Origin of the sequence: Streptosporangium sp. NPDC087985, assembly GCF_044741965.1 — a bacterium.
Taxonomy (GTDB): Bacteria; Actinomycetota; Actinomycetes; order Streptosporangiales; family Streptosporangiaceae; genus Streptosporangium.
Genome location: NZ_JBIUTQ010000005.1, coordinates 227,831 through 254,588 on the forward strand (window position 1 = coordinate 227,831; position 26,758 = coordinate 254,588).

Annotated in this window: 29 protein-coding genes and 2 pseudogenes; 16 read left to right on the top strand and 15 right to left on the bottom strand. The window is 68.5% G+C overall.

Features of this window, described 5'->3' with window-relative positions:
* Window positions 1-7: 7 nt before the first annotated feature.
* Window positions 8-859, bottom strand: a complete 852-nt coding sequence (locus ACIN94_RS14160) for a helix-turn-helix domain-containing protein (protein ID WP_400704732.1) — start codon at window positions 857-859, stop codon at window positions 8-10.
* Between the two features lie 740 nt (window positions 860-1,599).
* Here ACIN94_RS14160 and ACIN94_RS14165 point away from each other — a divergent pair.
* Both ACIN94_RS14165 and ACIN94_RS14170 read left to right on the top strand, forming a co-directional pair.
* Complete coding sequence (locus ACIN94_RS14165) at window positions 1,600-1,974, top strand: hypothetical protein (RefSeq protein WP_400704735.1); 375 nt, start codon at window positions 1,600-1,602, stop codon at window positions 1,972-1,974.
* Complete coding sequence (locus tag ACIN94_RS14170; RefSeq protein WP_400704738.1) at window positions 1,971-2,486, top strand: ATP-binding protein; 516 nt, start codon at window positions 1,971-1,973, stop codon at window positions 2,484-2,486. Before ACIN94_RS14165 ends, ACIN94_RS14170 begins: the two co-directional genes overlap by 4 nt.
* A 248-nt stretch (window positions 2,487-2,734) precedes the next feature.
* Here the strand turns inward: ACIN94_RS14170 and ACIN94_RS14175 are convergent, their stop codons facing one another.
* The 4 genes from ACIN94_RS14175 to ACIN94_RS14190 all read right to left on the bottom strand — a co-directional run bounded on the left by ACIN94_RS14175 (window position 2,735) and on the right by ACIN94_RS14190 (window position 6,114).
* On the bottom strand, window positions 2,735-3,346 hold the full coding sequence (locus tag ACIN94_RS14175) for a hypothetical protein (RefSeq protein WP_400704741.1): 612 nt from the start codon (window positions 3,344-3,346) through the stop codon (window positions 2,735-2,737).
* 268 nt (window positions 3,347-3,614) lie between these two features.
* Entirely contained in the window at window positions 3,615-3,950 is a 336-nt protein-coding gene (locus ACIN94_RS14180; RefSeq protein ID WP_400704744.1) for a hypothetical protein, read from the bottom strand.
* 809 nt (window positions 3,951-4,759) lie between these two features.
* Window positions 4,760-5,368, bottom strand: coding sequence for a TetR/AcrR family transcriptional regulator (locus ACIN94_RS14185; protein ID WP_400704747.1), 609 nt, complete (start codon window positions 5,366-5,368; stop codon window positions 4,760-4,762).
* 8 nt (window positions 5,369-5,376) lie between these two features.
* Window positions 5,377-6,114 carry an alpha/beta fold hydrolase gene (locus ACIN94_RS14190; protein ID WP_400704750.1) on the bottom strand — a complete coding sequence of 246 codons (738 nt, stop codon included), beginning with the start codon at window positions 6,112-6,114 and terminating at the stop codon, window positions 5,377-5,379.
* A gap of 212 nt (window positions 6,115-6,326) precedes the next feature.
* On the opposite strand from ACIN94_RS14190, the gene ACIN94_RS14195 reads away from it, so the two are divergent.
* A complete protein-coding gene (locus ACIN94_RS14195; protein ID WP_400704753.1) occupies window positions 6,327-6,974 on the top strand; it encodes a class I SAM-dependent methyltransferase in 648 nt (215 codons plus the stop codon).
* 320 nt (window positions 6,975-7,294) lie between these two features.
* Here the strand turns inward: ACIN94_RS14195 and ACIN94_RS14200 are convergent, their stop codons facing one another.
* Entirely contained in the window at window positions 7,295-8,341 is a 1,047-nt protein-coding gene (locus tag ACIN94_RS14200) for a hypothetical protein (protein ID WP_400704756.1), read from the bottom strand.
* Between the two features lie 548 nt (window positions 8,342-8,889).
* Between ACIN94_RS14200 and ACIN94_RS14205 the strand changes: the two are divergent.
* Window positions 8,890-9,144, top strand: a pseudogene (locus ACIN94_RS14205) (sigma-70 family RNA polymerase sigma factor); the annotation flags it as partial.
* Window positions 9,145-9,228: 84 nt separating this feature from the next.
* Entirely contained in the window at window positions 9,229-10,350 is a 1,122-nt protein-coding gene (locus tag ACIN94_RS14210; protein WP_400704759.1) for an IS630 family transposase, read from the top strand.
* A 71-nt stretch (window positions 10,351-10,421) separates the two neighbouring features.
* Here the strand turns inward: ACIN94_RS14210 and ACIN94_RS14215 are convergent, their stop codons facing one another.
* Complete coding sequence (locus ACIN94_RS14215; RefSeq protein ID WP_238576850.1) at window positions 10,422-10,799, bottom strand: nuclear transport factor 2 family protein; 378 nt, start codon at window positions 10,797-10,799, stop codon at window positions 10,422-10,424.
* A gap of 524 nt (window positions 10,800-11,323) precedes the next feature.
* Here ACIN94_RS14215 and ACIN94_RS14220 point away from each other — a divergent pair.
* Window positions 11,324-11,473 carry a hypothetical protein gene (locus ACIN94_RS14220; RefSeq protein WP_400704763.1) on the top strand — a complete coding sequence of 50 codons (150 nt, stop codon included), beginning with the start codon at window positions 11,324-11,326 and terminating at the stop codon, window positions 11,471-11,473.
* A 75-nt stretch (window positions 11,474-11,548) separates the two neighbouring features.
* Here the strand turns inward: ACIN94_RS14220 and ACIN94_RS14225 are convergent, their stop codons facing one another.
* On the bottom strand, window positions 11,549-12,058 hold the full coding sequence (locus tag ACIN94_RS14225) for a DinB family protein (RefSeq protein ID WP_400704766.1): 510 nt from the start codon (window positions 12,056-12,058) through the stop codon (window positions 11,549-11,551).
* Between the two features lie 165 nt (window positions 12,059-12,223).
* Window positions 12,224-13,087, bottom strand: a complete 864-nt coding sequence (locus ACIN94_RS14230) for a hypothetical protein (RefSeq protein ID WP_400704769.1) — start codon at window positions 13,085-13,087, stop codon at window positions 12,224-12,226.
* Window positions 13,088-13,615: 528 nt separating this feature from the next.
* On the opposite strand from ACIN94_RS14230, the gene ACIN94_RS14235 reads away from it, so the two are divergent.
* On the top strand, window positions 13,616-14,203 hold the full coding sequence (locus ACIN94_RS14235) for a hypothetical protein (protein ID WP_400704772.1): 588 nt from the start codon (window positions 13,616-13,618) through the stop codon (window positions 14,201-14,203).
* Between the two features lie 97 nt (window positions 14,204-14,300).
* Here ACIN94_RS14235 and ACIN94_RS14240 read toward each other — a convergent pair whose 3' ends face one another.
* Window positions 14,301-14,747 (bottom strand): Lrp/AsnC family transcriptional regulator, encoded by a 447-nt coding sequence (locus tag ACIN94_RS14240; RefSeq protein ID WP_400704775.1) that lies wholly within the window; start codon window positions 14,745-14,747, stop codon window positions 14,301-14,303.
* Between the two features lie 105 nt (window positions 14,748-14,852).
* Between ACIN94_RS14240 and ACIN94_RS14245 the strand changes: the two genes are divergently transcribed.
* Window positions 14,853-15,704 (top strand): LLM class flavin-dependent oxidoreductase, encoded by an 852-nt coding sequence (locus tag ACIN94_RS14245; RefSeq protein WP_400704778.1) that lies wholly within the window; start codon window positions 14,853-14,855, stop codon window positions 15,702-15,704.
* A gap of 3 nt (window positions 15,705-15,707) precedes the next feature.
* Window positions 15,708-16,133 carry a nucleoside deaminase gene (locus ACIN94_RS14250; protein ID WP_400704781.1) on the top strand — a complete coding sequence of 142 codons (426 nt, stop codon included), beginning with the start codon at window positions 15,708-15,710 and terminating at the stop codon, window positions 16,131-16,133.
* A 65-nt stretch (window positions 16,134-16,198) separates the two neighbouring features.
* Here the strand turns inward: ACIN94_RS14250 and ACIN94_RS14255 are convergent, their stop codons facing one another.
* Complete coding sequence (locus ACIN94_RS14255; protein WP_400704784.1) at window positions 16,199-16,819, bottom strand: DedA family protein; 621 nt, start codon at window positions 16,817-16,819, stop codon at window positions 16,199-16,201.
* A 159-nt stretch (window positions 16,820-16,978) separates the two neighbouring features.
* Here ACIN94_RS14255 and ACIN94_RS14260 point away from each other — a divergent pair, with 159 nt between their 5' ends.
* The 4 genes and pseudogenes from ACIN94_RS14260 to ACIN94_RS14275 all read left to right on the top strand — a co-directional run bounded on the left by ACIN94_RS14260 (window position 16,979) and on the right by ACIN94_RS14275 (window position 21,511).
* On the top strand, window positions 16,979-17,812 hold the full coding sequence (locus ACIN94_RS14260) for an SAM-dependent methyltransferase (RefSeq protein WP_400704787.1): 834 nt from the start codon (window positions 16,979-16,981) through the stop codon (window positions 17,810-17,812).
* 201 nt (window positions 17,813-18,013) lie between these two features.
* Window positions 18,014-18,346, top strand: coding sequence for a YciI family protein (locus tag ACIN94_RS14265; protein WP_400704790.1), 333 nt, complete (start codon window positions 18,014-18,016; stop codon window positions 18,344-18,346).
* 49 nt (window positions 18,347-18,395) lie between these two features.
* Window positions 18,396-19,643: pseudogene (locus ACIN94_RS14270) on the top strand (RNA polymerase sigma factor); the annotation flags it as partial.
* 920 nt (window positions 19,644-20,563) lie between these two features.
* Window positions 20,564-21,511: an aldo/keto reductase gene (locus ACIN94_RS14275; protein ID WP_400704793.1), complete on the top strand. Its 948-nt coding sequence runs from the start codon at window positions 20,564-20,566 to the stop codon at window positions 21,509-21,511.
* A 159-nt stretch (window positions 21,512-21,670) separates the two neighbouring features.
* Here the strand turns inward: ACIN94_RS14275 and ACIN94_RS14280 are convergent, their stop codons facing one another.
* The 3 genes from ACIN94_RS14280 to ACIN94_RS14290 form a co-directional block, all read right to left on the bottom strand.
* Complete coding sequence (locus ACIN94_RS14280; RefSeq protein ID WP_400704796.1) at window positions 21,671-22,255, bottom strand: hypothetical protein; 585 nt, start codon at window positions 22,253-22,255, stop codon at window positions 21,671-21,673.
* Complete coding sequence (locus ACIN94_RS14285; protein WP_400704799.1) at window positions 22,252-23,796, bottom strand: ATP-binding protein; 1,545 nt, start codon at window positions 23,794-23,796, stop codon at window positions 22,252-22,254. The genes ACIN94_RS14280 and ACIN94_RS14285 overlap by 4 nt, the downstream gene beginning before the upstream one ends.
* 78 nt (window positions 23,797-23,874) lie before the next feature.
* Complete coding sequence (locus ACIN94_RS14290) at window positions 23,875-24,558, bottom strand: response regulator transcription factor (RefSeq protein WP_184754190.1); 684 nt, start codon at window positions 24,556-24,558, stop codon at window positions 23,875-23,877.
* 186 nt (window positions 24,559-24,744) lie between these two features.
* On the opposite strand from ACIN94_RS14290, the gene ACIN94_RS14295 reads away from it, so the two are divergent.
* The gene (locus ACIN94_RS14295; RefSeq protein WP_400704802.1) at window positions 24,745-25,113 is read left to right on the top strand and encodes a hypothetical protein; all 369 of its coding nucleotides are present in this window, start codon (window positions 24,745-24,747) and stop codon (window positions 25,111-25,113) included.
* Between the two features lie 16 nt (window positions 25,114-25,129).
* Window positions 25,130-25,798 carry a class F sortase gene (locus ACIN94_RS14300; RefSeq protein ID WP_400704805.1) on the top strand — a complete coding sequence of 223 codons (669 nt, stop codon included), beginning with the start codon at window positions 25,130-25,132 and terminating at the stop codon, window positions 25,796-25,798.
* Window positions 25,799-25,813: 15 nt separating this feature from the next.
* On the opposite strand, the gene ACIN94_RS14305 is transcribed toward ACIN94_RS14300, so the two are convergent.
* Window positions 25,814-26,506: an aspartate/glutamate racemase family protein gene (locus tag ACIN94_RS14305; RefSeq protein ID WP_400704808.1), complete on the bottom strand. Its 693-nt coding sequence runs from the start codon at window positions 26,504-26,506 to the stop codon at window positions 25,814-25,816.
* A 6-nt stretch (window positions 26,507-26,512) separates the two neighbouring features.
* Here ACIN94_RS14305 and ACIN94_RS14310 point away from each other — a divergent pair, with 6 nt between their 5' ends.
* Complete coding sequence (locus tag ACIN94_RS14310) at window positions 26,513-26,743, top strand: hypothetical protein (RefSeq protein WP_400704811.1); 231 nt, start codon at window positions 26,513-26,515, stop codon at window positions 26,741-26,743.
* The last annotated feature ends 15 nt before the right edge of the window (window positions 26,744-26,758 follow it).

The following is a 26,758-nucleotide window of genomic DNA, read 5'->3' on the forward strand; positions in this document are numbered from 1 at the left end:
CTCGCCTCTACTCATGCTGTAGCTGGTCAACCAGGGAGGCCACGTAGTCCACGGACTGCTCGACGGTCAGGGCAGCCGCGACAACGCGGTTAAAAGTGAGCGTATACGCCTGAACCTCCTCTGGTCTCTCCAGAAAAAGGTTGTCTGTTGGTGTCTCCAGGTAGACGATCGACGGATCCAGATCGCCCGCGAAGTCCAGGATGACGAACCCGCTCCCCATCGCCGCATGTGCGCCGGTCGAGTCGAGGAGTATCTGAACAGCGATGTTGGATCGCGTTGCCATATCGACCAGGTGACTGAGCTGTTCGGCCATGATTTTGGGGCCGCCGACCATCTTTCTCAACGCCGCCTCGTCGATGACCGCCCAAAGTTGCGGCGGGTCGTCGCGATCGAGGACCGCTTGCCGGGCCAGTCGTCCCTCAACGCGTCGTTGGACAGCGGTTTGATCGAGAACCTGCCCGGCCTGGAAGACCGCCGTGGCGTAGCCGGCCGTTTGGAGCAGTCCGGGGATGGTTACCAGCTCGACGGTGCGGATCTGGGTTGCCTCTGCCTCGAAGCCGGGGAGGCTACCGCCGAATACATCCTTGTACTTCGCCCACCAGCCCTTCTCGCGAGACTGCCGGGCGAGATCGAGTATCGCTTCGCGTACTGCGGTATCAGTGACGTCGTAGACGTCCAGCAGGAGACGAATATTTCCAATATCGGGTAGAACCCACTTGTTTTGCTCCATATGGGTAAGGCGACCACGCGACCATTCCAGGCGTTTGGCGACTTCATCATGTGTAAGGCCAGATTGTTCGCGTAACCGGATGAGCTCGGCACTGAGACGTCGCCGTTTGACAGTAGGACTACCGGCCATCGGACCTACCTTCGTATGCGGGGCGAGCAAATCACACGAATTGGGACGCCCAAACCAGACAATTATGGCAATAGAATTTTGGCCTTGAAAATTCTGCGACAGACGGCCACCATGTGAAGAGTATCCATCACCAGTGGTGATTCGGGCGTGACTCTCATGTAATGCACCCTCTGAACTCTCAGCGAGCTATTCATCGTGGAGCTAGTCACCCCATATGCGCAGCGCTGGGATTAAACCCATCCAGCACTGCCACCAAAACCAAGAACGCTACAAAAACGGCTCTGCCAGGCGAGTGCGTCACCTGACAGAGCCTTGATCGCACGTGGAGGTGCGACCCGTGGCCAACCTTAGTAGAAGCGTAAGGATCATCCAGGTCCGTTGGCATGCCGAACAGCCGCCCTCTCCGCTGGGCTGTCGCTGGTGCGGCCATCCGCCGTACGCCCATGACGCGGCCAGCCTGCCGCACCGTCCCGAGCACCTGTGGGAACAGCCCACCCCCGCCCAGGTCCAGGCCCGGATGAAGGCCCGCCGTCGCCTCGGCCTGTGCGGCCGGCCCGGCGCGCCGCTGTCGGCCCCCGCCACAGCGCATCCGCCCCGGCCGCACTCCCCTCTCGCATCCCGGAGCCGTCCCCTGCGACCGGCCGCGACGCCGTACGTCCATCCGGCACCGCCCGGCGCGCACCCTCCGGCCAGGGCCACGTCCAGCGGGTACGGATTTCGCACAGAAGGGGGACGGCGCCATGAGCTTGTCACCCGTTGAGGACGATCCCGGATACCTGCCCGGCAGCGCCCCGACCGGCCCTCAACACGACGTCTCCACCCAGGAGAGTCCCCATGCCGAAGCCGTACACCCTGAGGCCGTACGCGCGCTGCGGCTCCGCTTCCCCAGCTGGCACCCCTGGTACGGCAGAGCCACCGGGCACTGGTGGGCACTGGCCCCCGTCTGGTGCCGGCAGCACCTCGGCCTGATCGAAGCCGACACTCTCACCGAGCTGGCCGCACAGCTCCAGCAGATAGAAGAGTGCCGCTCCCACCTCACCCCCGCCCCGTCCGGCGTCCTCATCCGCCCCCGGCCTCGGACCACCCCGCCCGCGGACGGAGGTAACCGCCCATGACGGCCCCCCGCCTGCTCTCCCTCCTCGCCGGAGCGTTCACCGACCGGTTCCGGTCCATCGCAGCCGACCCGCTGAGTCCGGCCCGACCCGCCCCGATGCTGCCGCCGCCCCTGAACCGGGCAGCCGAGAACCACCTGGTCATCTCCCGGCGCTTCCCCGCCTCCCCCAGCCAGGTCAGGCACACCCGCGCCTTCGTCGCCGAGATCCTCGGCGACGGCCACCCCTGCTTCGACGAGACCATCCTGCTGACCAGCGAGCTCGCCACCAACGCCGTCGAACACCCCACCGGCCCCACCGGCAGACCCCGGGAATTCCTCCTCACCGTCACCCTTCTCCCCCACGGCGTACTCATCACCGTCCAGGACCCCGGCTCCCTGACCATCCCCTGCCCCAGAGACCCCGACGCCGACGCCACCGGCGGCCGGGGCCTCGCCCTCGTCAACACCCTCGCCACCCGCTGGGGATTCCACCGCGACCCCCACGGCACCGTCATCTGGTTCGAACTCACCTAACAAACCGGCGTGGCGGCGCAAGCTTGGAGGGGCAGCGCCGCCACGCCTTTAACCAATGGTGTGGAACAACGTTCGCCAGCATCTTCCCGAGTGATACGTGCCGAGATCGAGACCCGCACCGCCTGACTGACCGTCTTGCACCTGCCCGCCCACGCCCCCGTAACGCGCAGCGACGCGGAATCGACCGGCAGGCCGACGGCCGCATTGATCGTCGCGCTCAGACAAAATAATGGACCCATGCCGGAGGTTCATGGACCGGCATTCTCTGGAGCAGGTGTTTCAACCGCTTCCGGTGCAGGCGCGTCGACCTTTTGTGGCGCAGGCGTAACGGTGGTTGCCTTTTCCGGAGTAGCCGTCTCGGGTTTCTCGGGTTCTGGAGTGGCCACCTTGGTGTTCTCGGGTTCCGGAGTAGCCGTCTCGGGTTTCTCGGGTTCTGGAGTGGCCACCTTGGTGTTCTCGGGTTCCGGAGTAGCCGTCTTGGGTTTCTCGGGGGCGATCACGATGACCTTCTGAGTTATGTTGCAGATCAAAACATTCTTGCACAGGGAATTCTGAATGTTGATCCCCCCCTCCGCGGTACTGGTCGACGCATGCTGGTAGCCGCGATTTTGCGCGGGGCTCCTCACGGACAAGATGTTACGGTTACGCTTGTTGTTCCCGTCACCGGTGGGGTCCCCGTCACTGTCATGATCGGTGTCGATGATCCTTGCCTTACGTTCCTTCTTGATGGGATCCACGTTTGCGCTTGCCGGGAGAGATACGATACCCCCGATGAATACAGCCGAAGCGGAAACACCAATAAGAAAGTGCGCGGCCAGGCTTTTTCTTCTGAGCACCTTGTCGTCATGCTGATAAATCATTCTTTTATCGCCCCTTGGTGAATCAAATTAGTGCGGGCAGCCCTCGGATCTGACCCCTTTGTCAACATACTCTTCATCGGGGCGATGATCGCATTCTCGGTGATCAAGATGCAGGTTATTACCACATTATTGCCGTGGGGAGTGATGAAAGCCGTCAATCTCGTTACAAGGCCGGGTGGTGTGGAATAGCGGCTTTTGCGCCATTAGGGACTGGATGATCACATCCCGGAAGGCGGTCCCGAGATGCGGCCCGGCGGCAGATGGGCGATTACCACCAGGGAGATGTTTTGATCCTCTGGAGGATCTTACAGCAGCTGGCGTTATTCTTGCAGAAAGCAGACTGAATGTTGTTTCTTCCGCTAATGCTAATCGATATCTGCTGCGTGCCGCGCATGATGGTTGGGCTGTTTGATGACGAATCGTTCTTGTTGTTCCTGCCGTTTCCGTTGCCGCTGTTGATGGGACCGTCATCCATTGGGATGGCCGCCCTCCAGGAGGCCTGATGCATCGCCACTACATTCGCGCTTGCCGGCAGCGACGCGATGGCCCCCGATATCAGAAGCGCAAGCACGGTCAGCGTCAGCCGCCGCGCGTTGGTGACCACACTGCCAAGCGGATTCTCCGCACAGTGACGAATCATTTCGTGGTAGACCTGCCCGTTCGGATCAATTGGCGGTGCGCGCTTCCGTCTGCTTGGAAACAGGCGACGTCAACCTCCATACCCCACAACCCCGTGCCGGTCCCGCTCCGAATGGGCCACCGCACAGATGATTACTGGCTCTTTGTCATTACAACGACAAGAGCCATCACCAATGTCATGTAAGGTGCGGCGATGTCGCTTTGAACGGCGGTCACATCGGCGAGTTCGACAACTGACGTAGACGAGATAGGGTCCCGTCGCCGACGGGGCCTTTCCGTTCCGGCCTGCTCGCCAGGCACGAGCGGGACCGTCGTTCCCGCCCCGGGGTCAGCTCTTGATCAACTCAAGGATGTCGGCGTTGAGCTGGTCCTCGTGGGTGACAAACAGGCCGTGGCCGGCGGTCGGATACTCCTTGGCTACTCGGGCCAGCCGGAGTTCTCGATGGTCTTGACGAAGTTCGGGCGCACGTAGCCGGGGACGAAGCGCTCCAGAACGTCGGCCTTCACGTTGCCGAAGGTCGTCTGAGGGCGGTCGGCTTTACCGCGACGAGCGACCGAACCTGCCCAGGAGTGGCCCAGGAGAGTCCGTACACCACGTCCGTGGACACAACCCGCCGCAAGGGCATCGCCACCGCGCTGCTGGCGAAGGCAGAGGCCGCTTCACCAGCTTTGGCGCCTTCCGGGCCGATGCCATGGTCCTGCACGACAGTACACTCGCCCACTCGGCCTGGAACGCCGCCGGCTATGCCCCTCAACCGCAGTGGTCCCGCTGAGTCAAGCCGTTGCCGGTCCGAACAGGCGGTCCAGGTGGTAGTCGATGATTTTGGTGGCGGCCTCGTGGCTGCGCTGTCGGCTGAGGACACTGGAGGTCAGGCCGTTGGCGAGAGCCAGAAGGCTGGCGACTTCGGTACGCGGGTCACGATCGGGGGCGATGTCCCCGGCCTGCTGCGCGGCGGTCAACCGTACGGTGAGGAAGTTTTCCAGTGCGTTGGGCAGGGTGAGCCCGACCGCGGCGAGCGCCGGGTCGGTGAGGGCGGCGGTGTAGTAGGCGGTCCAGGCCATAGAGTCCAGTTTGCTCTGCTCGTCGAAGGGCAGGATCGTGCCGAGGACGGCGGCGAAAACGCCTCGTGGTGTCAGCTCGCCCGTGGCAGCGGCGGCCCGCTGCTTGACCCGGCGGTCCATGCGGGCACCCAGCTCGGTGAGGCCGGACTCGAGCAGGGCCTGCTTGTTCGTGAAGTAGTACTGGACGACGCGCAGCGAGACCCCGGCCTCGGCGGCGATCTCACGCATCGACACTGCCTGCAGGCCGCGGGTGCTGGCGATGCGCAGCAGCGCCTCGGTCAACTGGCGCCGCCGCTCATCATGATCTACCTGTCGGGGCATGCCGTTTCCTACCTGCTGTCCGTGCTGTGCTTCGGAGTTGCGCTCCCGGGCCGCACCTGGCTGGGAAAGGTGAGGATCCGCTCGGCGACCAGGTCCGGAGCTTCGACGGGCAGCGAATGTCCGGTGCCGGGCACGATCTCCACCCGCCAGGACGGCGCGATGTCGGCCAGCCGCGCGGCCACCGCCTGCGCGTCGTGCAGCGTGCTGCGGGCGCCCAGCAGCACCTGTACGGGCACGGACAGCTCGCGTATCTGCTCGTCGGTGTAGGCGGGCGGGATGAGCACGCGCCGACGGAAGGACCAGCCGGCCCGCATCAGCCTCACCAGCCCATCCTCGCGCAGCACCCCGTTGTCCACTACGCCGGCCATGCGGTGTCGCAACGTACGAGGAAGCATGGAGGCGATGGCGCCGGCAGCGGCCCACCGGACGAACCGCCCGGTTATCGGCGCGAATCCGCCCGGATCCACCAGCGTCAGCGCCGCGACCCGGCCGCCCCCGCCGAGTTGCTGTTCCACCGCGGCCCATACCGCGGTCCAGCCGCCGGCAGAGAAACCCGCCACGTGTGCGCGCTCGACTCCGACTGCGGCCAGGACGTCGGTGAGCCAGCCGCCGACCTCGGCACTGGTCGCGAGCGGCTGCCTCTGGACCGAGCGGCCTGGCTCGCCGAGCACTCGGTCATAGACGGCGTAGTACTTGTCACGGGCAGAGTCGCTCGTGAAGGCGGACGGCCGGTCAGGAATGCGCATGGTGACCCCATCTCCCGAATGGATACAGTCGTATCCTAATAGGTGACCAGCGAGACCGCGATAGACCTCACGCAGGGTCCCCGGACACGCCACACCCGGCGAGGCCGGGGTGGTTATGACGGTCTGAACTAGCGATAGCCCGGGCGAACGGACGGGAGGGAAGATCGTGATTCTCTCGGCTCGCCTCAGCGCCAGGAACTACTGTCGCGGGCATGGTCGAACACGATGCCCTCAGTGCCACCCGCGAGGCTTACGACGCTGCCGCCGCCGTGTATGCGGAGCTGTTCCGCGGCGAGCTGCATGACAGGCCCCTGGACCGCGCGATCTTGAGTGCCTTCGCCGAGGTTGTAAGCGCAAGTGGGGACGGTCAGGTCGCGGACCTGGGGTGTGGGCCTGGCCATATCACCACTTATCTGGACAAGTTGGGGCTGGCGGCGTTTGGTGTTGATGCCTCTCCTGCGATGATCAAGTTGGCTCGACAGGCCTATCCGGGCCTGCGGTTCGACGTGGGCTCGATGGCCGCGTTGAACATCGCTGACGGCGTGCTGGGCGGCGTACTCTCACGTTGGTCCATCATCCACACTCCGCCGCAGGAACTCCCCGTCATCCTGGCGGAGTTCCACCGTGTGCTGGCACCTGGCGGCCACCTTCTGGTCGGCTTTTCGGCAAGCGATGATCCGTCTCACCCGACGCAGGTCTTCGATCACACAGTCGCGCCGGCCTATCGGTGGTGGCCTGATCACCTCGCCGCGATGCTGCGCGAGTCCGGGTTGGTCGAGGTAGCCCGGATGGTTCGCGAGCCTCAGCCCACCGACCGACGGCAGTTCCAGGAGATTCAACTGCTCGCCCGCAAAGCCTAGGCAGGGGCTGTCGACCAAACACATGACCGCATTCAACCTGCCGGACGGGGAGCCGTCAGGCTCATGATCAGGGCTCACCGCCCGTTCGAGCTCCGATGCGTTCTGGGGGATGCACTCATCCTCTTCGGAGGCCGAGCCTGGCCCGCATCCGGGCCGTGCTCCACTCGGCGAAACGCCGGTGCACCGTCTGCCCGTTCAGGCCCGGCAGAAGGCTCAACTGACGCAGACCTCACCCGACACCACAACGCGATCGCTCTTCGTCCGCTACCGCCGCCTCACCAAATGAGACGACCTCTAAAGATCCGAACTCAGAACAGGCCCTAGCGGGCCACGTACGTGATCATCGCCGGGTGGTCGACCTGGGTGGCGCCGTTGTAGCAGGTGACGTACCGGATGCTCACGTACGTCGAGTACAGCTCCCAGGGGGCGAGCAGGTTGCAGAACTCCGGGCCGTAGCCGAACGCGGTGACCTGGACGTTGGTCCGGGATCCGCTGACGTCGCCGAAGATCACCTGCTTCCTGGCGACCCCGTACCTGCTGAGCTGCACACCCCCGGACTGCGAGTTGTAGTTGACCGGGTACGGCGTCGGCAGGTAGATGCCCGGGGTATCGGGGGCGTTGTCGAAGGTGTAGGCGGAGCGGTACGGCTGGGGTGTCCAGATGATGGCCCGCTCGCGGTGGTAGGTCAGGCTCCACCCGGTGTCCAGCGGTGTGCCGGTGGCGTCGTAGCAGCGCACGATGATGGTCTGCGCGGCCGTCGTCGCGGTCCATCCGCCCAGCTTGCAGCGCGCCGGTACGGCCGGGTCGACCGCGGTGACCTGGATGTTCCCGGCGTGGCCCGACGAGCCGAGCCCCGGCAGGGTGACTCGCCACGATCCCGGGGTCGTCAACGGCTCAGCGGTGTTCACGGCGGTCGGCGCCGAGGAGTTGAACTGCGCGGCCACGGCGGAGCCGTCCCAGTGCACGTACCCGAACGCCTGGGGCGCGGGCAGGTACTGGGCGCTGTACCCGAAGGTGACGGAGAACCACGAGGCGATCGGGCCCACACCGTACCGGTGGCACTGCACCGCCACGATCTCGTCGGCGCCCGACTGCCACCAGTCCTGGACCTGGCACCAGTCGGCGGACTGGGAGATCGCCGTGACGTGGGCGACTCCCCCGGCGGCCATGCCGATCTGCGGGAACTTCACGAACACCTGGCCGGGGCCGCCCGGGGTGGCCTCGACCTGGAGCCCGTCCGCCCACGAGCCCGCCTGGCGGGAGTCTGCGACGGGGCCGGTCCTGATGACAGCGAACCCCCAGCGGGGAGGCTCGGCCGCCGCAGCGGCTGTGGCGGCCGTGGCGAGCCCGGTCGCGACCAGAGCCATAATGCAGAGCGCCCGTACGATCATTGCCCATAGCCGGTACATGTCATCCTTCATCCACATCGGAGGGGTGGTCGTGAGCGGGGATGGCGCGCGTGTGCTCTCAGGCTCTTGATAACCCGCCGACCGGGTGGCTGAGAAGGCCCAACTTGACCGATGAACTTGACTCCTGCTCGACAGCTACGGCCACGCCGTGGATTGGGAATCGATCATCGCAGCCGTGGGCAGGTCGCCGCGCCCGGCCGCGATGCGGATCCGGCCTCGCAACCGGTCAGCCAGGCGCTGCGGCAGGCCCCGAGCGCTCCAGCGCAGGAAGAAGGCGTACACCGCAGCGTGTGGTGGGAAGTCGACAGGGCGACGCTCCGAACTCGATCACATCAGCGCGGCTGCGAGCCTGGCCCCAGCCACGCAGGCTCTCAGGCGGGGCAGTTGTGATAGGCCGCGAGGAGCCATCGGTCGCCTCCGAGGAATCTGGCCACTGCGGGACCAATGGCTTCCAGTCGGCTGCCTGGATGGTGTAGGCGAGCAGATGTTGAGGGGGTTGTAGGGGAATGGCGACCAGCGAGGACTTCGCGATACGGACCGATCCGTTCCGACGGGAGCTGCTGGCGTACTGCTACCGGATGCTCGGCTCAGTCCACGATGCGGAGGATCTGCTGCAGGAGACCTTGCTGCGCGCCTGGCGGGCTTACGACCGGTACGACCAGAGCCGCGCCTCACTGCGTACCTGGCTGTATCAGATCGCCACCAACACCTGCCTGACCGCGTTGGAGCAGCGGAGCCGCAGGCCGCTTCCGTCCGGGCTAGTGCTGTGACCGTGAAGGTTCGCCGGGTTGGTGGTCGCGACGGTTGGATGTGCGGTGACGTCCGATCCGATCGCTGGAGGCGCGGTGGCTGAGCCTGTCCGTGTACGCAGACTGACCGACCAGGAGGGGCAGAAGCTGCAGCAGATCGTGCGCCGGGGCAGCACGAGTTCGGTGCGCTACCGGCGCGCGATGATGCTGCTCGCCTCGGCGGGCGGGAACCGGGTGCCGGTGATCGCCCAGCTGGTCCAGGCCGACGAGGACACCGTGCGCGATGTGATCCACCGCTTCAACGAGATCGGCCTGGCCTGCCTGGACCCTCAGTGGGCGGGAGGCCGTCCCCGCCTACTCAGTCGTGACGACGAGGACTTCGTCATCCGGACGGCCACCACTCGTCCCAGCAAGCTCGACCAGCCCTTCACCCGCTGGTCGATCCGCAAACTCGCCGCCTACCTGCGGAAAGCGCACGGACGTGTCATCCGCATCGGCCGTGAAGCCTTACGGTGCCTGCTCCGGCGCCGCGGCATCACCTTCCAGCGCACCAAGACCTGGAAGGAGTCACCCGACCCTGATCGCGATGCCAAGCTCGACCGGATCGAGCAGGTGCTGGACCGCTTCCCGGACCGGATCTTCGCCTTCGACGAGTTCGGGCCCCTGGGGATCCGGCCCATCGCGGGCTCCTGCTGGGCGAAGCAGGGCAAGCCCAACCGGCTGCCGGCGACCTACCGCCGCACCCACGGCGTCACCTACTTCCACGGCTGCTACTCCGTGGGCGACGACCGCCTGTGGGGCGTCAACCGCCGCCGCAAGGGCACCGCCAACACCCTGGCCGCGCTCAAGTCGATCCGCGCCGCCCGACCCGACGGCGCCCCGATCTACATCATCCTGGACAACCTCTCCTCCCACACCGGCGCGGACATCCGCCGCTGGGCGAAGAAGAACAAGGTCGAGCTGTGCTTCACCCCGACCTACGCTTCCTGGGCCAACCCGATCGAGGCCCACTTCGGCCCGCTGCGGCAGTTCACCCTGGCCAACTCCCACCACCGCAGCCACCCCGCGCAAACCCAGGCACTGCACCGCTACCTGCGCTGGCGCACCACCAACGCCCGCCACCCCGACGTACTCGCCGCCCAACGCAAGGAACGTGCCCGCATCCGCAGCGAAAAGGGCATCCGCTGGGGCGGACGCCCCCTCAGCACCGCAGCCTGACCAACTGCGAACCGCAGCCCCCGAGCGCCGAAGGGGCAAGTTCAGGAGAAGGACAGCGACAGAAGGATGACTCAGGAGGCGGACGCCTCGATCTCCCCCGCAAAGACGATGACCTGGTCGATGAGGCTCCGCCGCAGATGGACGACGTCCGTTCCCGCCAGGCGGGGGCCTCCATCCGGCGTGGTGAAGACCCACTTGTACCGGGCCCACTCGTCAGGCATGTCCACCGCTGAGCAGCGCACCATCGTGCCGGTCCCCGCTGGGTGGCGCCGGATGTCCAGCACGAACCGCTCGACCGCCGCGATTCCTTCGCTGCGGCCCAACGGCCCCCAGAAGACCACGTCTGAGGTCAGGGCCTGGGAGAGCAGGGCAGTCACATAGCTGTCGTCCGAGGCGTTGAACGCGGAGATGAACGTGTCGATCGCGGAGCGTGCGGTCTCTTCCTGCATGCCCCAGTAATACCAGCCGTTTCGCGTGCGCTCGTCCCGCGAGCCGCCTTCCGATCACGGTGAACCATCCCGGTCACAGCACTAGTCCTGGCACAGCGGGTAGGCGATCTGCCGCAACCATGGCAGCCGCCCACTCACATAGGCGGTGTACTCCTCATCGAGACTCATCGGTCTCCAAGAAAAATAGCTTCACGCCAGGTAGATGCGCCGAGCCCGTTCAGAGGTTGCATCGGACGATGACAAGCAGCTGTGTCCGTCACGCGCGCTGGAATGCCGGTCGCCATCGGCCCGGCTGCTGGAGTTCGCCGCCCCGACGCGACCCACGACCTCCGGCTGCTCCCCGCAGGGGATATGCCGTGACCCCGCTTTCCATAAATGCATAATTCACAATTTATCTTACTTTATCGAAAGGTCTTTCCGATAAAGAATTGGCGAGGCTGAACTCCGAGAGGATTCCTGACGTCTAAAAGTCAGAGGAAGGTAGGGAAAGAGCCGCCTTCAGGTCACCTCGGAAGGGAAAATTCATGCTTTATCGGACCATTCGCAGCGTTGGATTGACCGTTTCCGCGGCGGCACTTCTGGCCGGTGTCGCCGCCGGTCAGGCGAGCGCGAGCAGCGCGGCGGCCACCGGCACGGCAGCCGCGAGCGCTCCGAGCTGCGCGCGCGTCGATTGACGCGCCGCCAGGCGGACACGGGCCGGGCAGGCGGTCTGACAGCCTGTCCCGGCCCGGCCGGCGGACGGGAGTCCGCTATCCCATGGTCTTCGAACCGTCCAGGGATTCGCGGATGATGTCGGCGTGACCGGCGTGCTGGGAGGTCTCGGCGATGATGTGCAGCAGAGCCCGGCGCACCGACCAGCGCGCACCCGGCTCGAACCACGGCGCCGTCGGGAGCAGGTGGGACGCGTCCAGATCGGGCAGCGTCGCCACCAGCTCATCGGTCCTGCCGGCCACCTGCTCGTAGGTGGCCAGCAGGCCGGCCAACGTCTCACCCTCGAGCATGCGGAACTGGCTTGCCCAGCCGTCCGGTCCGCTCTCCAGCGCCTTGGCACCGCCGACCGCGAACCGCATCCATCCCTCCTCCATGAGGGCCACATGCTTGATCAGACCACCCAGGCAGAGCTCGCTCACCGTAGTGCGCTGCGCCGCCTGCTCGTCGGTCAGGCCCTGAACCGTCTGACGCAGAAAGCCTCGGTGCTTGGCCAGCGTCTGCAGCAGATCGGTGCGCTCGCCGGTCATGATCCTCTCGCGCGTGGTCATGGTGCCGCCTTCCGTGTCGTCCGGTGTCACACGTTAGAGCCGCCCACCGACATTTCCCGCTCGCCACGACGGGGTGGCGGCGGCGCCGGTCAGCCCGGGGGGCAGACCCGCAGGCGTGGTGCGTGTACCTGCATGGAGGAAAAGGGCTGAAAGGACAGGCAGTGCTCAGAACAGCCAGTCGAGCAGGCCTCCACCACGCTTCGGCTTCTCGCTCGGAGCCGGGTTCTCAGCCGGAGCCTGGTTCTCGGCTGGGGCCTGGTTCTCGGCCGGAGCAGGTTTCTCAGCCGGGGCAGGTTTCTGGCTCGGAGCGGGGTTCTCAGCGGGAGCGGAGTCCTGACTCGGAGCCTGGGCCGCCTGCGAGGGAACGGGCTCGGCGGAGATCTGCGACCGAGACCGCACGTTAGTGGAGTTGTCGTCCCTGCGCTCCCCGGTGGACTCCGGAGTCGGTTTCACCGGCGAGGTGCTGAGAGTCGGCGTCGGCCGGGGGACCGGACTGCGAGACGCCTGAGCGTAGGAGGTCGTCGGTTCGGGGGTGACGCTCTGCTCGACGGCGGGCCCCGTCGCCTCCTCGGCCTCCTCGGTCTCCTCGGCCGGGAAGTCCTCCGGATACGACTGCGGTCGCTCGCCCGTCGCGCAGTTGACACCGGGCGGACATGCGGCGTCCGACGTCGAGCCCGCGGTGGAGGACAGCATCCAGCCGCCCGCGAGTCCCACCACCACGACACCCGCGGCGACCGTCAGGAGCGCCTTGCCCCGGCCCCGGGGCTTCTCGTCGTCCGGCTCCCCCGTCCAGCCCGATCCCAGGAAGCCGCGCGTCTGCTCCGTGTCCTGGCCGACCTCGCGCCAGGAGCGCTCGTCTTCCTCGTCGAAAGCCGCGGTCTCCTGGAGTTCGTCGCCGTGAACGGACACCGAGGTGTCGCCGTGGACGGACACCTGCGCGTCACTCTGGGCGGACACGGGGACATCGCTCTGGACATACACCTGGATGTCGCCGTGGACAGGCACCTGGGCGCCCTCCTGGGCCGGCACCTGAGCTGTTCCCGGACCCCACCCATCCGACAACACGTCGCCCCCCGGGCGGCCAGGCTCACGCTGCGACACGGGCCCCACCGGGCCGGTCTGCTCGCGGAGATCCTCTCCGTACGACCGTTGGTTGTCGTCGCTCCCCACAATGCCCCTCTCCGAAACGGATCTTTGCCGGGCATCTTCTTAGCAGATCCGACATCGTTTTGTCCGAAAAATTCACCACACAGCAGGAATCGACTGGATTCCCGCCCGAGCGCGTCAGGCGGCGCCTGACCGATCGGCTCGGCACTGCCCCCCGGCCCCGGGCGCCTTACCACTCCGCCACGGACGCCGCTCTCGCCCCGCCGGCCCCTGAAGGGATGAGGGACGCCGTCAGGTCCCGGCGGCACGCGCCGGGGACAACAGCCCGCGGGGCGGCCATCGCCCCAGGGAAAGAGACCGTATCCGGAGATCAGTCCTCGTTCTACACTCGGTACGGCCAGTCCCCCGACCTCACCCCATCTGGCAGGACACGAAAAAGCGGAAGGGAATATGAAAGAAAAAGAGGAGCGCGCCGCGCGGGTTTACGAAAGAACCAGCACCCTCGCGACGGGAAACGTGTTGGCGCAGGGTGCAAGCGGGTTCTTCGGCGGCGGAGCGAACCTGGTCGTCGACGTGATCGCGATTCCGTTCTACATCGACCTGTGGAACGACGTACGGAACATCTACGGCAGGGGCCACATCACCGCGGAGGCCGCCAAGGAATACCTGAAGCCGAACATTCCCTTCCTCGCCCAGGACCTGCTCTGGGACAAGCTCGTCGGCTCCATTCCCATCGTGGGGATTCCGTTCAACATCGCCTTCGCCAAGGCCCTGACGTGGCGCCTCGGCGCATGGTTCGGCATGCTCTCGGCAATCGGCGGAGACAGTACCCCCAACGAGAAGATAACCGCGTCCACGATGGAACTCACGCGCAGAATCTTCCCCTCGCTGGGAGACACCTTCAGCTTCAAGGCCCCCGACAGGGACGTCTTCGTCTCCTTCATCGCCTCCGTGGACGGTCTGACGCATCAGGAGGCCCAGAACCGGGCCGAGGAGGCGCTCCGGGTGCTCCGCGGCGAAAAAGACACCCCGTCGTAACGCCGTTCAGGAGCTGATCCGGCACGTCGATTCCGTGCGTCCGGAACGTCTCCACGATGCGGGAAGGGGGCGGCGGGAGTCCCGGGTAGCCGGCTGGTCAGGGCGTCCTGAGACCGCCGTAGGGCAGGGTCTGGTTGTAGACGAGGTTGGTGGTGGTGGTGCCCAGCTCGGTCAGTTCGTTGACGAGCTGTTCGAGGTGGGCCATGGAGGTCGCGGCCACCTTCAGCGTGTAGCAGTCCTCGCCCGTGATTCTCAGGCATTCCAGGATTTCGAGGCGCTCCTCCAGCAGCCGGTGCAGTGGCTGGTGTTGGTTGCCGGGGTACTTGAGGCGCACCACGGCGAGCACGGTGAACCCGACCTTCGCCAGGTCGATGTCGGCCCGGTAGCCGGTGATGACGCCCTTCTCCTCCAGCCGTCTGACCCGCTCGGTGGTCGCGGAGGCGCTGAGGTTCACCCGTCGCCCCAACTCGCTGAGGGAGATACGGCCTTCTCGTTGCAGCTCGGCCAGGATCAACCAGTCGGTCGGATCAAGTTCCTCGGTCATACGGCAAAAGTACCGGCAAATCCACGGATCGCCGGGCCACATGCCGGGAGAAACCTCTTCCAGCCGGGGATGATCGCTGGATAGTTTTGACGGGTGCGAATAGGCGTGAACATCCCGAATTTCGGACCCGGAACCGGTCCCGACGTGCTGCGACGGTGGGCGCAGACGGTGGAGTCGCTCGGCTACGACCTACTGATGATCTCCGACCACATCGCGGTGACGCCCGACGTCGCTGAGCAGTACCCGGCACCGTTCTACGAGCCCTTCACCACGCTCGCCTGGCTGGCCGGTATCACCGACCGGGTCCGGCTGGGGACCACCGTACTCATCGTCCCCTACCGGCATCCCCTGCTCATCGCCCGGATGGCCGCCAACCTCAACCAGCTCAGCGGAGGACGGCTGGTCCTCGGCGTGGGCGTCGGCTGGGCGCGGCAGGAGTTCGACGCGCTCGGTGTCCCGTTCCAGCAGCGCGGGAAGCTGACCGACGACCACCTCCGGGCGGTACGTGCCGCGTGGGACAACGACGAGGACTACCGCAGCGGGCGGATCCCGATCTGGGTCGGCGGCAACAGCGACGCCGGGCTACGCCGGGCGGTACGGCTCGGCGAGGCATGGCACCCACTGCGCTTCACCCTCCCCTGGCTACGCGAGGCGCTGGACCGGATGAAGGCCATCGCGGATGAGCGACAACGGCCGGTACCCGCCCTGGCCCCCCGCATCGCGCTGCGCCTGGTCGAGTCGCCGATCACCGCCCCCGACCGGCTGGCCGGCGAGGGCACGATCGACCAGATCATCGACGACTTCGAGCAGCTGCGCCGGCTCGGCGCCGACACCGTCCTGCTCGACCCCTTCAACGGCGACCCGCGCGAGACGTGCCACCCTGAGGTGGCGTGGCAGGCGCTCGCGACCGTGGCCGCCCGCTGGGACCTGGGCACAGCTCACACCCGAATGGAGTAACTGATGACAGGTGACGACGAGAAGTTCCTGCGCAGGGCCATCGAGCTCGCCGCCAGGTCGCGGGCGACGGGCGACGCCCCGTTCGGCTCGTTGCTGGTGGGCTCGGATGGCAGCGTGCTCGCCGAAGACCACAACACGGTCCTGTCCGACGCCGACATCACCGCCCACCCCGAGCTGAAGCTGGCCCGATGGGCGGCCCGCGAGCTCGACCCCGGCGCCGCGGCCACCACCACCATGTACACCAGCTGTCAGCCCTGCGCCATGTGCGGAGGCGCCATCGAACGGTCCGGCCTCGGCCGCGTCGTGTTCGCGCTCTCCGCCGAACAGCTCACCGGCCTCAAGCCGCCCGCCACCGACGCCGGCGTGCGCCAGGAAGGCCCGGCGCTGTTCGACGAGGCGCGTATCCCCATCGAGGGCTACTACTCCTGAGCGGATCGGCCGGGGCGCGCGGCGGCCCGGCCACGCGCGGAGGGCTGGTCGCCTTCCGCCGAGGGTCAGTCGCCGCGACGGCGTCGTAGCAGGCTCCGGACGATGAAGGCGACGACCAGGACGGCCAGGCCGATGAGGACGTAGGTGTGGTAGCGGGTGACCTGTCCGTAGATCGCGCCGATGTGGGTGCCCGCGACGTATCCCAGGGTCGCCCACACCCCGCTCCACAGGACCGCGCCGAGGCTGTTGAAAACCAGGAAGCGACGCCAGGGCATGCCGCTGGCGCCCGCGACGATGCCGTTGGCCTGGCGTAGCCCCTCGACGAAGCGGGCGATGGTGACCACCTTGCCGCCGTGCCGGGCGAAGAACCTCTCGGCGGTCTGGAAGCGTTCGGGGGTCAGCAGGACGTAGCGGCCCCACCGGTGCACGAAGGCCCGGCCGCCGGTGCGGCCGATCAGATAGCCGACGTTGTCCCCGGCGACGGCGCCCACCACCGCGACCAGGACGACGAGGGCGATGTTCAGTTTCCCGGTCCCGGCGTAGACCGCGGCGGCGATAAGGATCGCCTCCCCGGGGGCGGGGACGCCGAAGTCCTCCAGGAAGATCAGCCCGCCGACGGCCAGGTAGCCATAGTGGTCCAGCAGCGGTGCCAGGTGGGCCAGCGGACCTGGCAGCGGCTCGGCCATACGAGCACCTTACGCCTCTGACCAGTCTTTTCTTCTTAAGAGGACGACACGGAGCGACTCTGCCGGTACGGGTGATCCTGATTCTGTGGGATCCGCCCAAAAGTACGGACGGTTCTCTAAGATCCATTGCAGACGAATGCTGAGAAATCAGGGGAAAACATGGAGAATCAGGCTGCGCCGGATATAACCGACCCCGACATTCCCAATGTCGCCCGGATGTACGACTACTACTTGGGCGGCAAGGACAATTTCGCCGCTGACCGGGCCGCAGCCGAACAGATCATGAAACTCTTCCCCGGGACCCGCGACTCCGCACGCGAGAACCGGGCGTTCCTCTCGCGTGCCGTACGCCATCTGGTCGATTCAGGCGTCCGGCAGATCGTGGATCTGGGTTCCGGGCTGCCCACCCAGGGCAACACCCACGAGATCGCGCACGCGGTCGCGCCCGGCACCCGCGTGGTCTACGTGGACTACGACCCCGTCGTGTGCACGCACGGCCGGGCACTACTGACCGGCGGCGACAACGTCTCCATCGTCCAAGCCGACGTACGTGCCCCGGAGATGCTCCTGGCCGAGCTGCGCAAGCACGTCGACTTCGACCGGCCCGTGGCGTTCCTGCTGCTGGCCGTTCTGCACTTCATCCCGGACGAGCACACCGGTGACGAGCACACCGGCGGCGCGGGTGCCTACGAGATCGTCCGGCGGCTGCACGAGGCGAGCGCGCCGGGCAGCCACCTCGTTGTCAGCCATGCGACCGACACCAGGCCGGACACCACGCCGGAGGCCCTGGAGATCTACAACCAGGCCACCGCCGCGCTGAGCCTGCGCACGCACGCGGAGATCACTCGGCTGTTCGACGGCTACCAGCTGGCCGAGCCCGGCCTGGTGTTCCCCAAGGACTGGCGGCCCGACGGACCACCGCCGCTCGACGACCCGAACCCCTCGGTCGGCTACGCCGGAGTGGGCCGTAAACCTGGACCGGCCGCGGCCTGAGGGCCTGAGAGCACCAGCCCGCAGTTCGGTAGCAGTCCCTCGATGCCGTAGCCGCGGACAGACGGATCCGAGCGCATTCCCTGTCACATCTGGGTATCCGCCCTGGTCAGGCGACACGTGTCGATTTCCGCCGACCTCGGTCGACGCGTAGCCAGAGACCGGCGAGGATCGGTCACACGATCACCTGAAGGAGACACCACGATGCGATTCCTGATGACGACCCTGGGCGGCAACCTCACTCCCCCGGACGAGACGGTCTATGCGGAGATGGCCGCGTTCGTCGAGGAGATGACCCGGGCGGGGGTGCTGCTGGCGACCGGCGGCCTGGACCCGGTGGGCACCCACGTCTCGGCCTCCGGCGGCGAGATCACCGTCACCGACGGGCCGTTCACCGAGGCGAAGGAGGCGATCGTCAGCTTCGCGCTCGTCGAGGTCCGCTCGAAGGAGGAGGCCATCGAGATCTCCCGGCGCTTCTGGAAGATCATCGGCAATGGCGAGGGCAACATCCAGCAGGTCTTCGGCCCGGAGGACTGATCGGGGCGCTTGCGCACCCGGCCGGGCGGGTGCTCTGATCGAGCACGTGATGTCCGGGGACGCCCACCGCGCGGTCGACGCGGTCTGGAAGATGGAGTCGGCGAGGATCATCGCCGGGCTCGTCCGGATGGTGGGCGATGTGGGGCTGGCAGAGGAGCTCGCGCAGGACGCGCTCCTCGCCGCCCTCGAACAGTGGCCGGAGTCAGGGGTGCCGGACAATCCGGGCGCCTGGCTCATGGCCGTCGCCAAGCGCCGCGCCATCGACCACCTGCGGCGCGGCGAGCGGCTCGACCGCAGGCACGAGCAGCTCGCCCACGAGCTCGCCACCCGGCAGGACACCGTCGAGGCCGACACCGACGCGGCCCTCGACGACGAGGTGGGCGACGACGTCCTGCGCCTGATGTTCGTCTCCTGCCACCCGGCGCTGTCCACCGAGTCCCGGGTGGCTCTGACGTTGCGGCTGCTCGGCGGCCTGCGCACCGAGGAGATCGCGCGTGCGTTCCTCGTCTCCGAGCCGACCGTCGCGCAGCGCGTCGTCCGGGCCAAACGCACCCTCGCCGCGCTCCGGGTCCCCTTCGAGGTCCCCTCGGGGCCGGAGCGGGCCGCGCGCCTGTCGTCGGTTCTCGAGGTCATCTACCTGGTGTTCAACGAGGGATACGCGGCGACCTCCGGCGACGGCTGGATGCGCCAGGACCTCTGCCATGAGGCGCTGCGGCTGGGCCGCCTGCTGGCCGGACTCGCGCCCGGCGAGGCCGAGGCGCACGGCCTGGTCGCGCTGATGGAGCTGCAGGCGTCGCGGCTGGCCGCCCGGACCGGGCCGTCGGGAGAGCCCGTCGCACTGCACGAGCAGAACCGCGGACGCTGGGACCAGCTCCTCATCCGCCGCGGTTTCGCGGCCCTGCTCCGCGCCAGGCAGGCCGGCGGACCTCTCGGCCCGTACGTGCTGCAGGCCGCCATCGCCGTATGCCACGCGCGGGCCCGTACGGCGGAGGAGACCGACTGGGCGCAGATCGCCGCCCTCTACGAGACGCTCGCCCGAGTGCTGCCCACGCCGGTCGTGCAGCTCAACCGCGCAGTCGCGCTGGCCATGGCGTACGGTCCCGAGGCGGGTCTGGCACTCGCCGACACGCTGGTCGCCGAACCGGCGCTCAAGGGCTACCACCGCCTGCCCAGCGTGCGCGGCGACCTCCTGGCCAGGCTCGGCCGTCACGAGGAGGCCCGGCGGGAGTTCGAACGCGCCGCGGCCCTCACCCTCAACGTGCCCGAACGGACGATCCTCCTGGAACGCGCGGCGGCCTGCGCCGGCGCGGCCACGCCGGGGACCGCCGTCACCCTGGCCGAGGCCGCGAGCGCCTTCCTCGCCCGGGACGACCTGGACGCCGCGACCATCCACTCCTACGGCCAGACCATGAGCCGGCTCCGCCGGGAGCTCGGCGACGACATCCCGCTGTCGGATGTGACCGCCGGGCAGGTCGCCGAGGTCTTCACCACCGCGTGGGGGAGCGCCGCCGCCGCGACGTGGAACCGGCACCGCGGCGCCGTCCGCTCCTTCTCCGCCTGGGCCGCCGCCCAGGGCCGGCTCCCCAGCGGACCGGCCGACAGTCCGGCCGACAGCCTGTCCAACGGACCGGCCGGTGATCTGGCCGGTGACTTGGCGGGCGGGATCGGTCGGCGGTTCGAGCCTCGGGGGCGTACCCGCCCCATCGACCGGCCGCACGTCGAGGCGCTGTGGGAACGGCCGGACGTCGCCCTGCGCGAGCGCGCCCTGTGGCTGCTGCTCCACGAGAGCGCGGCCGGAGTCGGTTCGGTGCTCGCGCTCAACGTCGAGGACCTCGATCTGGCCGGGATGCGCGGGAGGGTGGCCGGGTCCCGTTGGATCCACTGGCGGTCCGGCGCCGCCGAGCTCATCCCCCACCTCGTCGCGGGCCGCCGCCGGGGCCCGCTGTTCCTGTCCGACCGCAGGCCCGGCCCCGGCCGCCGGCCCGCGCCCGGCGACCTGTGCCCCGAGACCGGTCGCCGCAGGCTCTCCTACGAACGGGCCGAGTATCTGTTCAAACAGGCCACCGGCTACACCCTCAACCAGCTCCGGGCCAGGTAGGGACCGGGTAGGGACGCTCGCCAGGACAGTGAGAACGTCGTCGCCCTGACGGGCTTGACCTGGAGTCCGCTCCATGTACCAGAGTCGATCTCCACAGCCGATGGAGAACGGAGCACACCATGACGACGGTGAACCTCGCACTGGGAGCGATGAACTTCGGGACGCTTCTTGACGAGCATGCCTCATTCGACCTGCTGGACCGGTTCGTGGCCGCGGGCGGCACGATGATCGACACCGCGAACTGCTACTCGTTCTGGTCCGACCCGAGCGGCACCGGCGGACAGAGCGAGCACGTGATCGGCCGGTGGCTGGCACGCCGCCCCGGCGTCCGCGACCGGGTGTATCTCAGCACGAAGGTGGGCGCGGAGCCGACCGGAGCCGGTGAGTGGCCTGCCAGCAGGGAGGGCCTGTCAGGTCCCGCGATCAAGGCAGCGGTCCAGGACAGCCTCCGCCGGCTCGGCACCGACCGGATCGACCTGTACTGGACGCACATGGAGGACAGGGCGGCGCGGCTGGAGGACACGGTCGGCGCGCTGGCGGATCTGGTCGACTCCGGCACCGTCGGCCGGCTGGGCTGCTCGAACCATCCGATGTGGCGGGTGGAGCGCGCGCGGCAGATCGCCCGGAGCAACGGCTGGACCGGATACACCGCGCTGCAGCTGAGCCACTCCTACCTGAGGCCGCGCCCCGACACCCCGGTGCCCGGCCAGAACCACCGGTTCGGCTGGGCCAGCGAGGAGGCCCTCGACTACGTTCAGAGCGACCCGCAGATGACCCTGTGGGCGTACACCACGCTGTTGAACGGTTCCTACACCCGCGCGGACCGTCCTCTGCCGGAGGCGTACCGGCATCCGGCCACCACCCTGCGGATGGCCGCGCTCACCGAGGTGGCCGGAGAGCTGGGCGTCTCCCGCAACCAGGTGGTGCTCGCCTGGCTGACCGGCGGCGACCCGGCCGTCACACCGATCGTCGGAGTCAGCGACGCGACCCAGCTGGACGAGGCCCTCGCCGGGGTGGCGCTGGCCCTGACCGACGAGCACCGCGAGCGGCTCGACGCGGCCGGCTGACCTCCGGCGAGCTCCCACCCTCCGGTAATCGCATTCCGGTTCTGCGGTCATTCGGATACCGTTCGCCCGCGCGACCTACCAGGCCCTGGGATTTCGCCGTTACGCCCACAACGTGACGTCCGTGCGCGACCGCTGATTGCCGTGTGCGGGAGGTGAGGGTCACTCCGACCCGCGCGGGAACTCCGAGCACCGGAAGGACCCGAGCCGCCGGCCCCCCGTCCACTGGATGACGACGATGACGGCGTCGGGGTCGATGTTGGTCCGCGCGGCCAGGGCGCTCGCCGCCGTACAGGTGAGCTGGCCCATCCCCAGCGTCGAGGGGAAGGCGGACGGCCTGGCCTCCCTGGGTGTCGGCTCGGTCACCCTGGGCGCCGGAACGGGCAGCACGGGTGACGGCTTGGGCACCGGGAGCGTGATGAGGACCTTCGCCTGATCCGAGGCCACCTTCACCAGTGTCTCCGCGTCTGACCGAAGCTCGCTGCGGAGCCCGCGCCCGCGTTCGGCGGCGCTGGGCCCGTCCATCAGCAGGGTGAGCGTGTCCTTCAGCGGGGGCCACGGGATGGGGCGGGTCGCGGCCTGCAGCCGCGACCCCGACACGAAGTAGAGCCGGGTGCTGGGGCGGAAGCCGACGGCGGGTTCGCCCCCGTCCACGACGCCTGTCGAGGTGATGCCACAACCGGCCGCCAGCAGCGTGACCACAAGGACGAGCGCCGGCGGCGTCCGGCGCGCGCGGGCGCTCGTCATCGCTCCTCCACCGCCGGGGAAGGTCCGGTGGCCTCCGCGCGGCGCGGCAGGGAGACCGTGAACACCGCTCCTCCCCCGGCTCGGTTGGCCACCTCGATCGAGCCGCCGTGCAGGCGCGCGTTCTCACGGGCGATGGCCAGGCCGAGACCGCTCCCGTCCGATCGCACCCGTGCCGCGTCGGCCTTGGAGAAGCGGTCGAAGACGTGCGGGAGGATGCGCGGGTCCACCCCGTCGCCCGCGTCCTGGACCTCGATGACGACGCCGCCCGCTCCGCCCGGACCGTCCGCTCCCCTCAGATGCTCCGCTCCGCCCGGACCGTCGGCTCGCAGCCGTACGGTGACCGGGGGCGCGCCGTGGTCGAGCGCGTTGCCGACGAGATTGGCCATGATCACGTCGAAGCGGCGGGGGTCCATCCGGATCCGTACCCCCGGGGGGAGATCCAGCTCGACACGGCCGGTCCAGCCCCGGGTGCGCAGGCAGGCGCGGATCGCGTCCGCCACGTCGATGTCGTCCAGGATGAGCGTCGCCGCCCCGGCGTCGAACCGGGAGATCTCCATGAGGTCCTCGACGAGCCGGACCAGCCTGCCCACCTCCAGGTTCATCAGGCGGGCCGCTTTTTCCAGATCGCTTTCGAGGCGGCCGGCCTCCTCCTCGAACATGTCCGCCATCGCCAGGATGGACGCCAGCGGAGTGCGCAGCTCGTGGGACACGTCGGCGGCGAACCGACGGGCCTTGATCTCCATGCCGCGCAGTTCGGACACGTTGGTCTCCAGGGCGACGGCCGTGGCGTTGAAGGTCTTCACCAGCCTGGCCAGCTCGTCGCCGCCGCTCACCTTCAGGCGCGTGTCCAGCTCACCCGAGCCGAGCCTGCGGGCGGCCCGGTCGAGGTCGCGCACCGGGCGCAGCACACCCCGCGCCGCCACGAGGGCGAACACCACGGCCAGCACCAGGACGGGGATCACCCCGTTGCGTGCCGCCGCGACCAGCGCCTCCTCGTCCCCCTCCTCCTTGCTGAGCGGGGTCACCAGGTAGACCTCCACACCCGACGGCTCCGTCCGCTTGCCCAGCATCACCGGCGTGCCGACCACGAGGTAGGGGGTGCCGGAGGTGATCACGCGCTGGTAGAACAGGCGATTTCGCGCGACGACGGTACGGCGCAGCGCAGGGGTGATCGGGCCGGTGTCGTCCCCCGAGGCGATCAACCCCGAATCGCGGTAGGCGGCGGCGCCGGTCGCCTGCAGGAACGAAGGTGCGACCCCGTTGGCGAGCCGTTGCAGCGCCGCGCGGTCCGGCGGGTGTTGCATGTTCTCGGTGAGGGTCGCGACGCGCAGCCGGAACTCGTTGACGACCGACCACTCCGTGCGCCTCAGCATGAGGTCGTGCGCCTGCCGGTAGATCAGCCCGGCGGCGGTCAGGGCGCTGAGTCCCGCGAGGAGAATGAAGACGACCACCAGCCGGGCTCTGAGCCCGCGCACCCAGATGGGGAGTCGCGGCGTCCGCCGCCCGGAGCCGCCCCCACCCGCCCGATCTCCGCGGGTCACGTCGCTCACCGCCCGGACCGCCCGGCACCGGAGGCCGTCCGATCCACCCGGGTCACGTCGTCTCGCCTGGCGGACGGTTCACAGGGGCCCGAACCGGTAGCCGAACCCGCGGACGGTCTGGATGTAGCGGGGCCTGGACGGGATGTCCTCGATCTTCGTCCGGAGCCGCTGCACGCACGCGTCGACCAGCCGGGAGTCGCCCAGGAAGTCGAGTTCCCAGACCGACTCCAGGAGCTGCTGGCGGCTGAACACCTGGCTGTTCGCCGCCGACAGCTCCAGCAGGAGCCGTAGCTCCATCGGCGGTAGGACGATCGGGACACCGGCCTTGGAGACGGTGAGCGCGCCACGGTCGATCGTCAGCTCGCCGTACGTCTCCTGCCCGGCCGCGGCGGCCGTCGCCGGGCCTCCGCGCCGCAGCACCGCGCGGATCCGCGCCTCCAGCACGCGCGGCCGGACCGGTTTGACCACGTAGTCGTCGGCCCCCGCCTCAAGGCCGCTGACGACGTCGAGATCGTCGCCGCGGGCCGTGAGCATGACGATGGGCGTGGGCCCGCCGGCGCGGATCCGGCGGCACACCTCGAATCCGTCGAGGCCGGGGAGCATCAGGTCGAGCACGACGATGTCCGCCGGAGCGACGAGCAGCCGCCGCAACCCGTCCTCACCTGTCCGGGCGACCTCGACGTCGTGTCCGTGCCGGCCGAGTGACAGGCGCAGCCCTTCCCGTACGGACGGGTCGTCCTCGATCAGCATCACTCTGGCCACCGTCCAAGTATCCGCAGTGGCGGGACTGCTTCCTCCCGATGAGGACATCCATTACACACCCATGACATTCCGGTCACGGCGAGCGGACATTGCCCTGCCAGCATCGAAGCCGTTCCCGACCGGTGAACAGCTGTGCCGGTAGGCGTCGCCGGACCGTTTCGGCGACGCCGCCGCTGAGGAGGATGTATGCGATCTGTCCGTACCATCGTGGCCGCGACGGCGCTCGGCGTCGCGGCACTGACCATGGCCGGACCGGCCATGGCGGACGCGGAGCCGGCGGCCACCCCCAAGCCCGTGCCCACCGCCAAGCCCAGCCCGCAGGTGGTCAGAGAGGCCAAGGAGCCCGCGCCGGTCACGCGGGCGGTACCGGCCGAGAAGCCCGCGCCGGTCAGCGACCGCGGGCCGAGGCCGGTCCCGTTGATCCCCAAGGGCGCCCCGGAGACCGGCGGAGGTCCCGCGGGGAGCGCTCTGGTGCCGCTCGGCGGAGTCCTTCTCGGCACGGGGGCCGGGATGGGCGTGCTGGTACGCCGCCGCCGCGCGCGGGTCCACGCCTGAGATGTCAGGTGGAGAGGTGACCGGCGGCCGCCATGCCCTGGGCGTGGCGGCCGCCGCCGTCACGCTGACCGGTGCCGTGCTCGTGAGCTGTGGGCTCCTGCCTCAGGAGGGCCCCCCGGCTCCGCCGGCCGTGAGCACACGGGATGTGCCCTCGGCCGTGTCGCAGGCCGTACGGGCGAGTTCTTCCCCGACCGGCGGCAGCCGGTCCTCCGCGTCCTCGGCCGGTCCCGCTCTCGGCCGCTCCGAGCCGCGCCACCTGGACGTCCCGAAGCTCGGCGTCCACGTGCCCCTCGGCCGGCTCGGCCTCAACCCGGACGGCACGGTGCAGGTCCCCCCGGTCGAGCGTCCCGAGCAGGCGGGCTGGTACTCGCGCGGGGTCACTCCCGGCGAGCGCGGGGCGGCGGTGATCCTCGGGCACGTCGACGGAGGGGGACGCCGGGGCGTCTTCTACGACCTCGGACGCCTGCGCGGCGGGGACACCCTCTCTGTCGGCCGCGCGGACGGCTCGGCCGCCACCTTCGTGGTCGAGTCGGTCGAGCAGGTCACCAAGAGTGATTTCCCCTCCCGGCGCGTGTACGGCCCGCTCGACCACGCGGGCCTGCGCCTGGTGACCTGCGGCGGCGCGTTCGACAGGCGGACCGGCCACTACACGGGCAACGTCATCGTCTACGCGCGTCTCGCCTGAGCGGAGGGACCCGGCTCAGCGCAGCGCCAGGTCGAGTGCGCGCTCGACGTGGATGCGGGTGGAGTCGAAGACGGGGACGGGGCTGTCCTGGGCTCCGACGAGCAGGGTGATCTCGGTGCAGCCGAGGATGACCCCCTGGGCACCGCGCCCGGCCAGGTCGGCGATGATCCGCCGGTAGGCCGCGCGGGAGGAGTCCTCGACGCGCCCCTGGGTGAGCTCCCGGTAGATGACGTCGTGCACCAGCGTGCGGTCGGGCTCCTCCGGCACCAGCACCTCCAGGCCGTGCTCGCGCATCCGGGACCGGTAGAAGTCCATCTCCATGGTGAACCTGGTCCCCAGGAGCCCGACGGTCGTGAGACCGGCCGCGGTGATCCGCTCCGCCGTGCTGTCGACGATGTGGACGAACGGCACGCCGATCCCGGCCTCGATGACCCCGGCGACCCGGTGCATGGTGTTGGTGCACAGCAGGATCATCTCCGCCCCCGCCCGTTCGAGGGTTCCGGCCGCCTCGGCGAGCTGCTTCCCGGCGTTCTCCCAGTCACCCGCGCGCTGCAGGGCCTCGATCTCGGCGAAGTCCACGGTGAGCAGCAGGCTCCGGGCGCAGTGATGGCCCCCGAGACGCCGCCGGGTCTCCTCGTTGAGCAGCCGGTAGTACTCTGCCGAGGATTCCCAGCTCATGCCGCCGATCAGGCCGATGGTTCGCATCATGTGTCTATGGTCGCCCATCCCGACACCGTGGTCCGCACGATCACCGGATTCCGGCCCCGGACCCTGCGCCCGGTCCATCACCGCGGAGCGGACCGGCTCCCCACGGCCCGCGGCGCCGTACGGGCCCTCCAACGCCCGGCCGCGCAGCGGCACACCGGCCCGGAAGCCGGACCTGTGCTCGGCGTCGGAACCGGCGAACCAGCGGGTCCCGCCGGGCGTCGTACCAGGATGGGCTGATCCATCGACGCAGGA

Bases quoted from the DNA above. Each gene is read 5' to 3' on its own strand.
- ACIN94_RS14190 (WP_400704750.1), bottom strand. From the start codon at position 6,114: ATGCGCATTCCTGACCGGCCGTCCGCCTTCACGAGCGACTCTGCCCGT.
- ACIN94_RS14165 (WP_400704735.1), top strand. From the start codon at position 1,600: ATGAGCTTGTCACCCGTTGAGGACGATCCCGGATACCTGCCCGGCAGC.
- ACIN94_RS14275 (WP_400704793.1), top strand. From the start codon at position 20,564: ATGACGACGGTGAACCTCGCACTGGGAGCGATGAACTTCGGGACGCTT.
- ACIN94_RS14250 (WP_400704781.1), top strand. From the start codon at position 15,708: ATGACAGGTGACGACGAGAAGTTCCTGCGCAGGGCCATCGAGCTCGCC.
- ACIN94_RS14305 (WP_400704808.1), bottom strand. From the start codon at position 26,506: ATGATGCGAACCATCGGCCTGATCGGCGGCATGAGCTGGGAATCCTCG.
- ACIN94_RS14170 (WP_400704738.1), top strand. From the start codon at position 1,971: ATGACGGCCCCCCGCCTGCTCTCCCTCCTCGCCGGAGCGTTCACCGAC.
- ACIN94_RS14185 (WP_400704747.1), bottom strand. From the start codon at position 5,368: ATGCCCCGACAGGTAGATCATGATGAGCGGCGGCGCCAGTTGACCGAG.
- ACIN94_RS14235 (WP_400704772.1), top strand. From the start codon at position 13,616: ATGAAAGAAAAAGAGGAGCGCGCCGCGCGGGTTTACGAAAGAACCAGC.
- ACIN94_RS14240 (WP_400704775.1), bottom strand. From the start codon at position 14,747: ATGACCGAGGAACTTGATCCGACCGACTGGTTGATCCTGGCCGAGCTG.
- ACIN94_RS14295 (WP_400704802.1), top strand. From the start codon at position 24,745: ATGCGATCTGTCCGTACCATCGTGGCCGCGACGGCGCTCGGCGTCGCG.
- ACIN94_RS14175 (WP_400704741.1), bottom strand. From the start codon at position 3,346: ATGATTTATCAGCATGACGACAAGGTGCTCAGAAGAAAAAGCCTGGCC.
- ACIN94_RS14265 (WP_400704790.1), top strand. From the start codon at position 18,014: ATGCGATTCCTGATGACGACCCTGGGCGGCAACCTCACTCCCCCGGAC.
- ACIN94_RS14195 (WP_400704753.1), top strand. From the start codon at position 6,327: ATGGTCGAACACGATGCCCTCAGTGCCACCCGCGAGGCTTACGACGCT.
- ACIN94_RS14215 (WP_238576850.1), bottom strand. From the start codon at position 10,799: ATGCAGGAAGAGACCGCACGCTCCGCGATCGACACGTTCATCTCCGCG.
- ACIN94_RS14260 (WP_400704787.1), top strand. From the start codon at position 16,979: ATGGAGAATCAGGCTGCGCCGGATATAACCGACCCCGACATTCCCAAT.
- ACIN94_RS14225 (WP_400704766.1), bottom strand. From the start codon at position 12,058: ATGACCACGCGCGAGAGGATCATGACCGGCGAGCGCACCGATCTGCTG.
- ACIN94_RS14220 (WP_400704763.1), top strand. From the start codon at position 11,324: ATGCTTTATCGGACCATTCGCAGCGTTGGATTGACCGTTTCCGCGGCG.
- ACIN94_RS14160 (WP_400704732.1), bottom strand. From the start codon at position 859: ATGGCCGGTAGTCCTACTGTCAAACGGCGACGTCTCAGTGCCGAGCTC.
- ACIN94_RS14280 (WP_400704796.1), bottom strand. From the start codon at position 22,255: ATGACGAGCGCCCGCGCGCGCCGGACGCCGCCGGCGCTCGTCCTTGTG.
- ACIN94_RS14255 (WP_400704784.1), bottom strand. From the start codon at position 16,819: ATGGCCGAGCCGCTGCCAGGTCCGCTGGCCCACCTGGCACCGCTGCTG.
- ACIN94_RS14310 (WP_400704811.1), top strand. From the start codon at position 26,513: ATGGTCGCCCATCCCGACACCGTGGTCCGCACGATCACCGGATTCCGG.
- ACIN94_RS14200 (WP_400704756.1), bottom strand. From the start codon at position 8,341: ATGGCTCTGGTCGCGACCGGGCTCGCCACGGCCGCCACAGCCGCTGCG.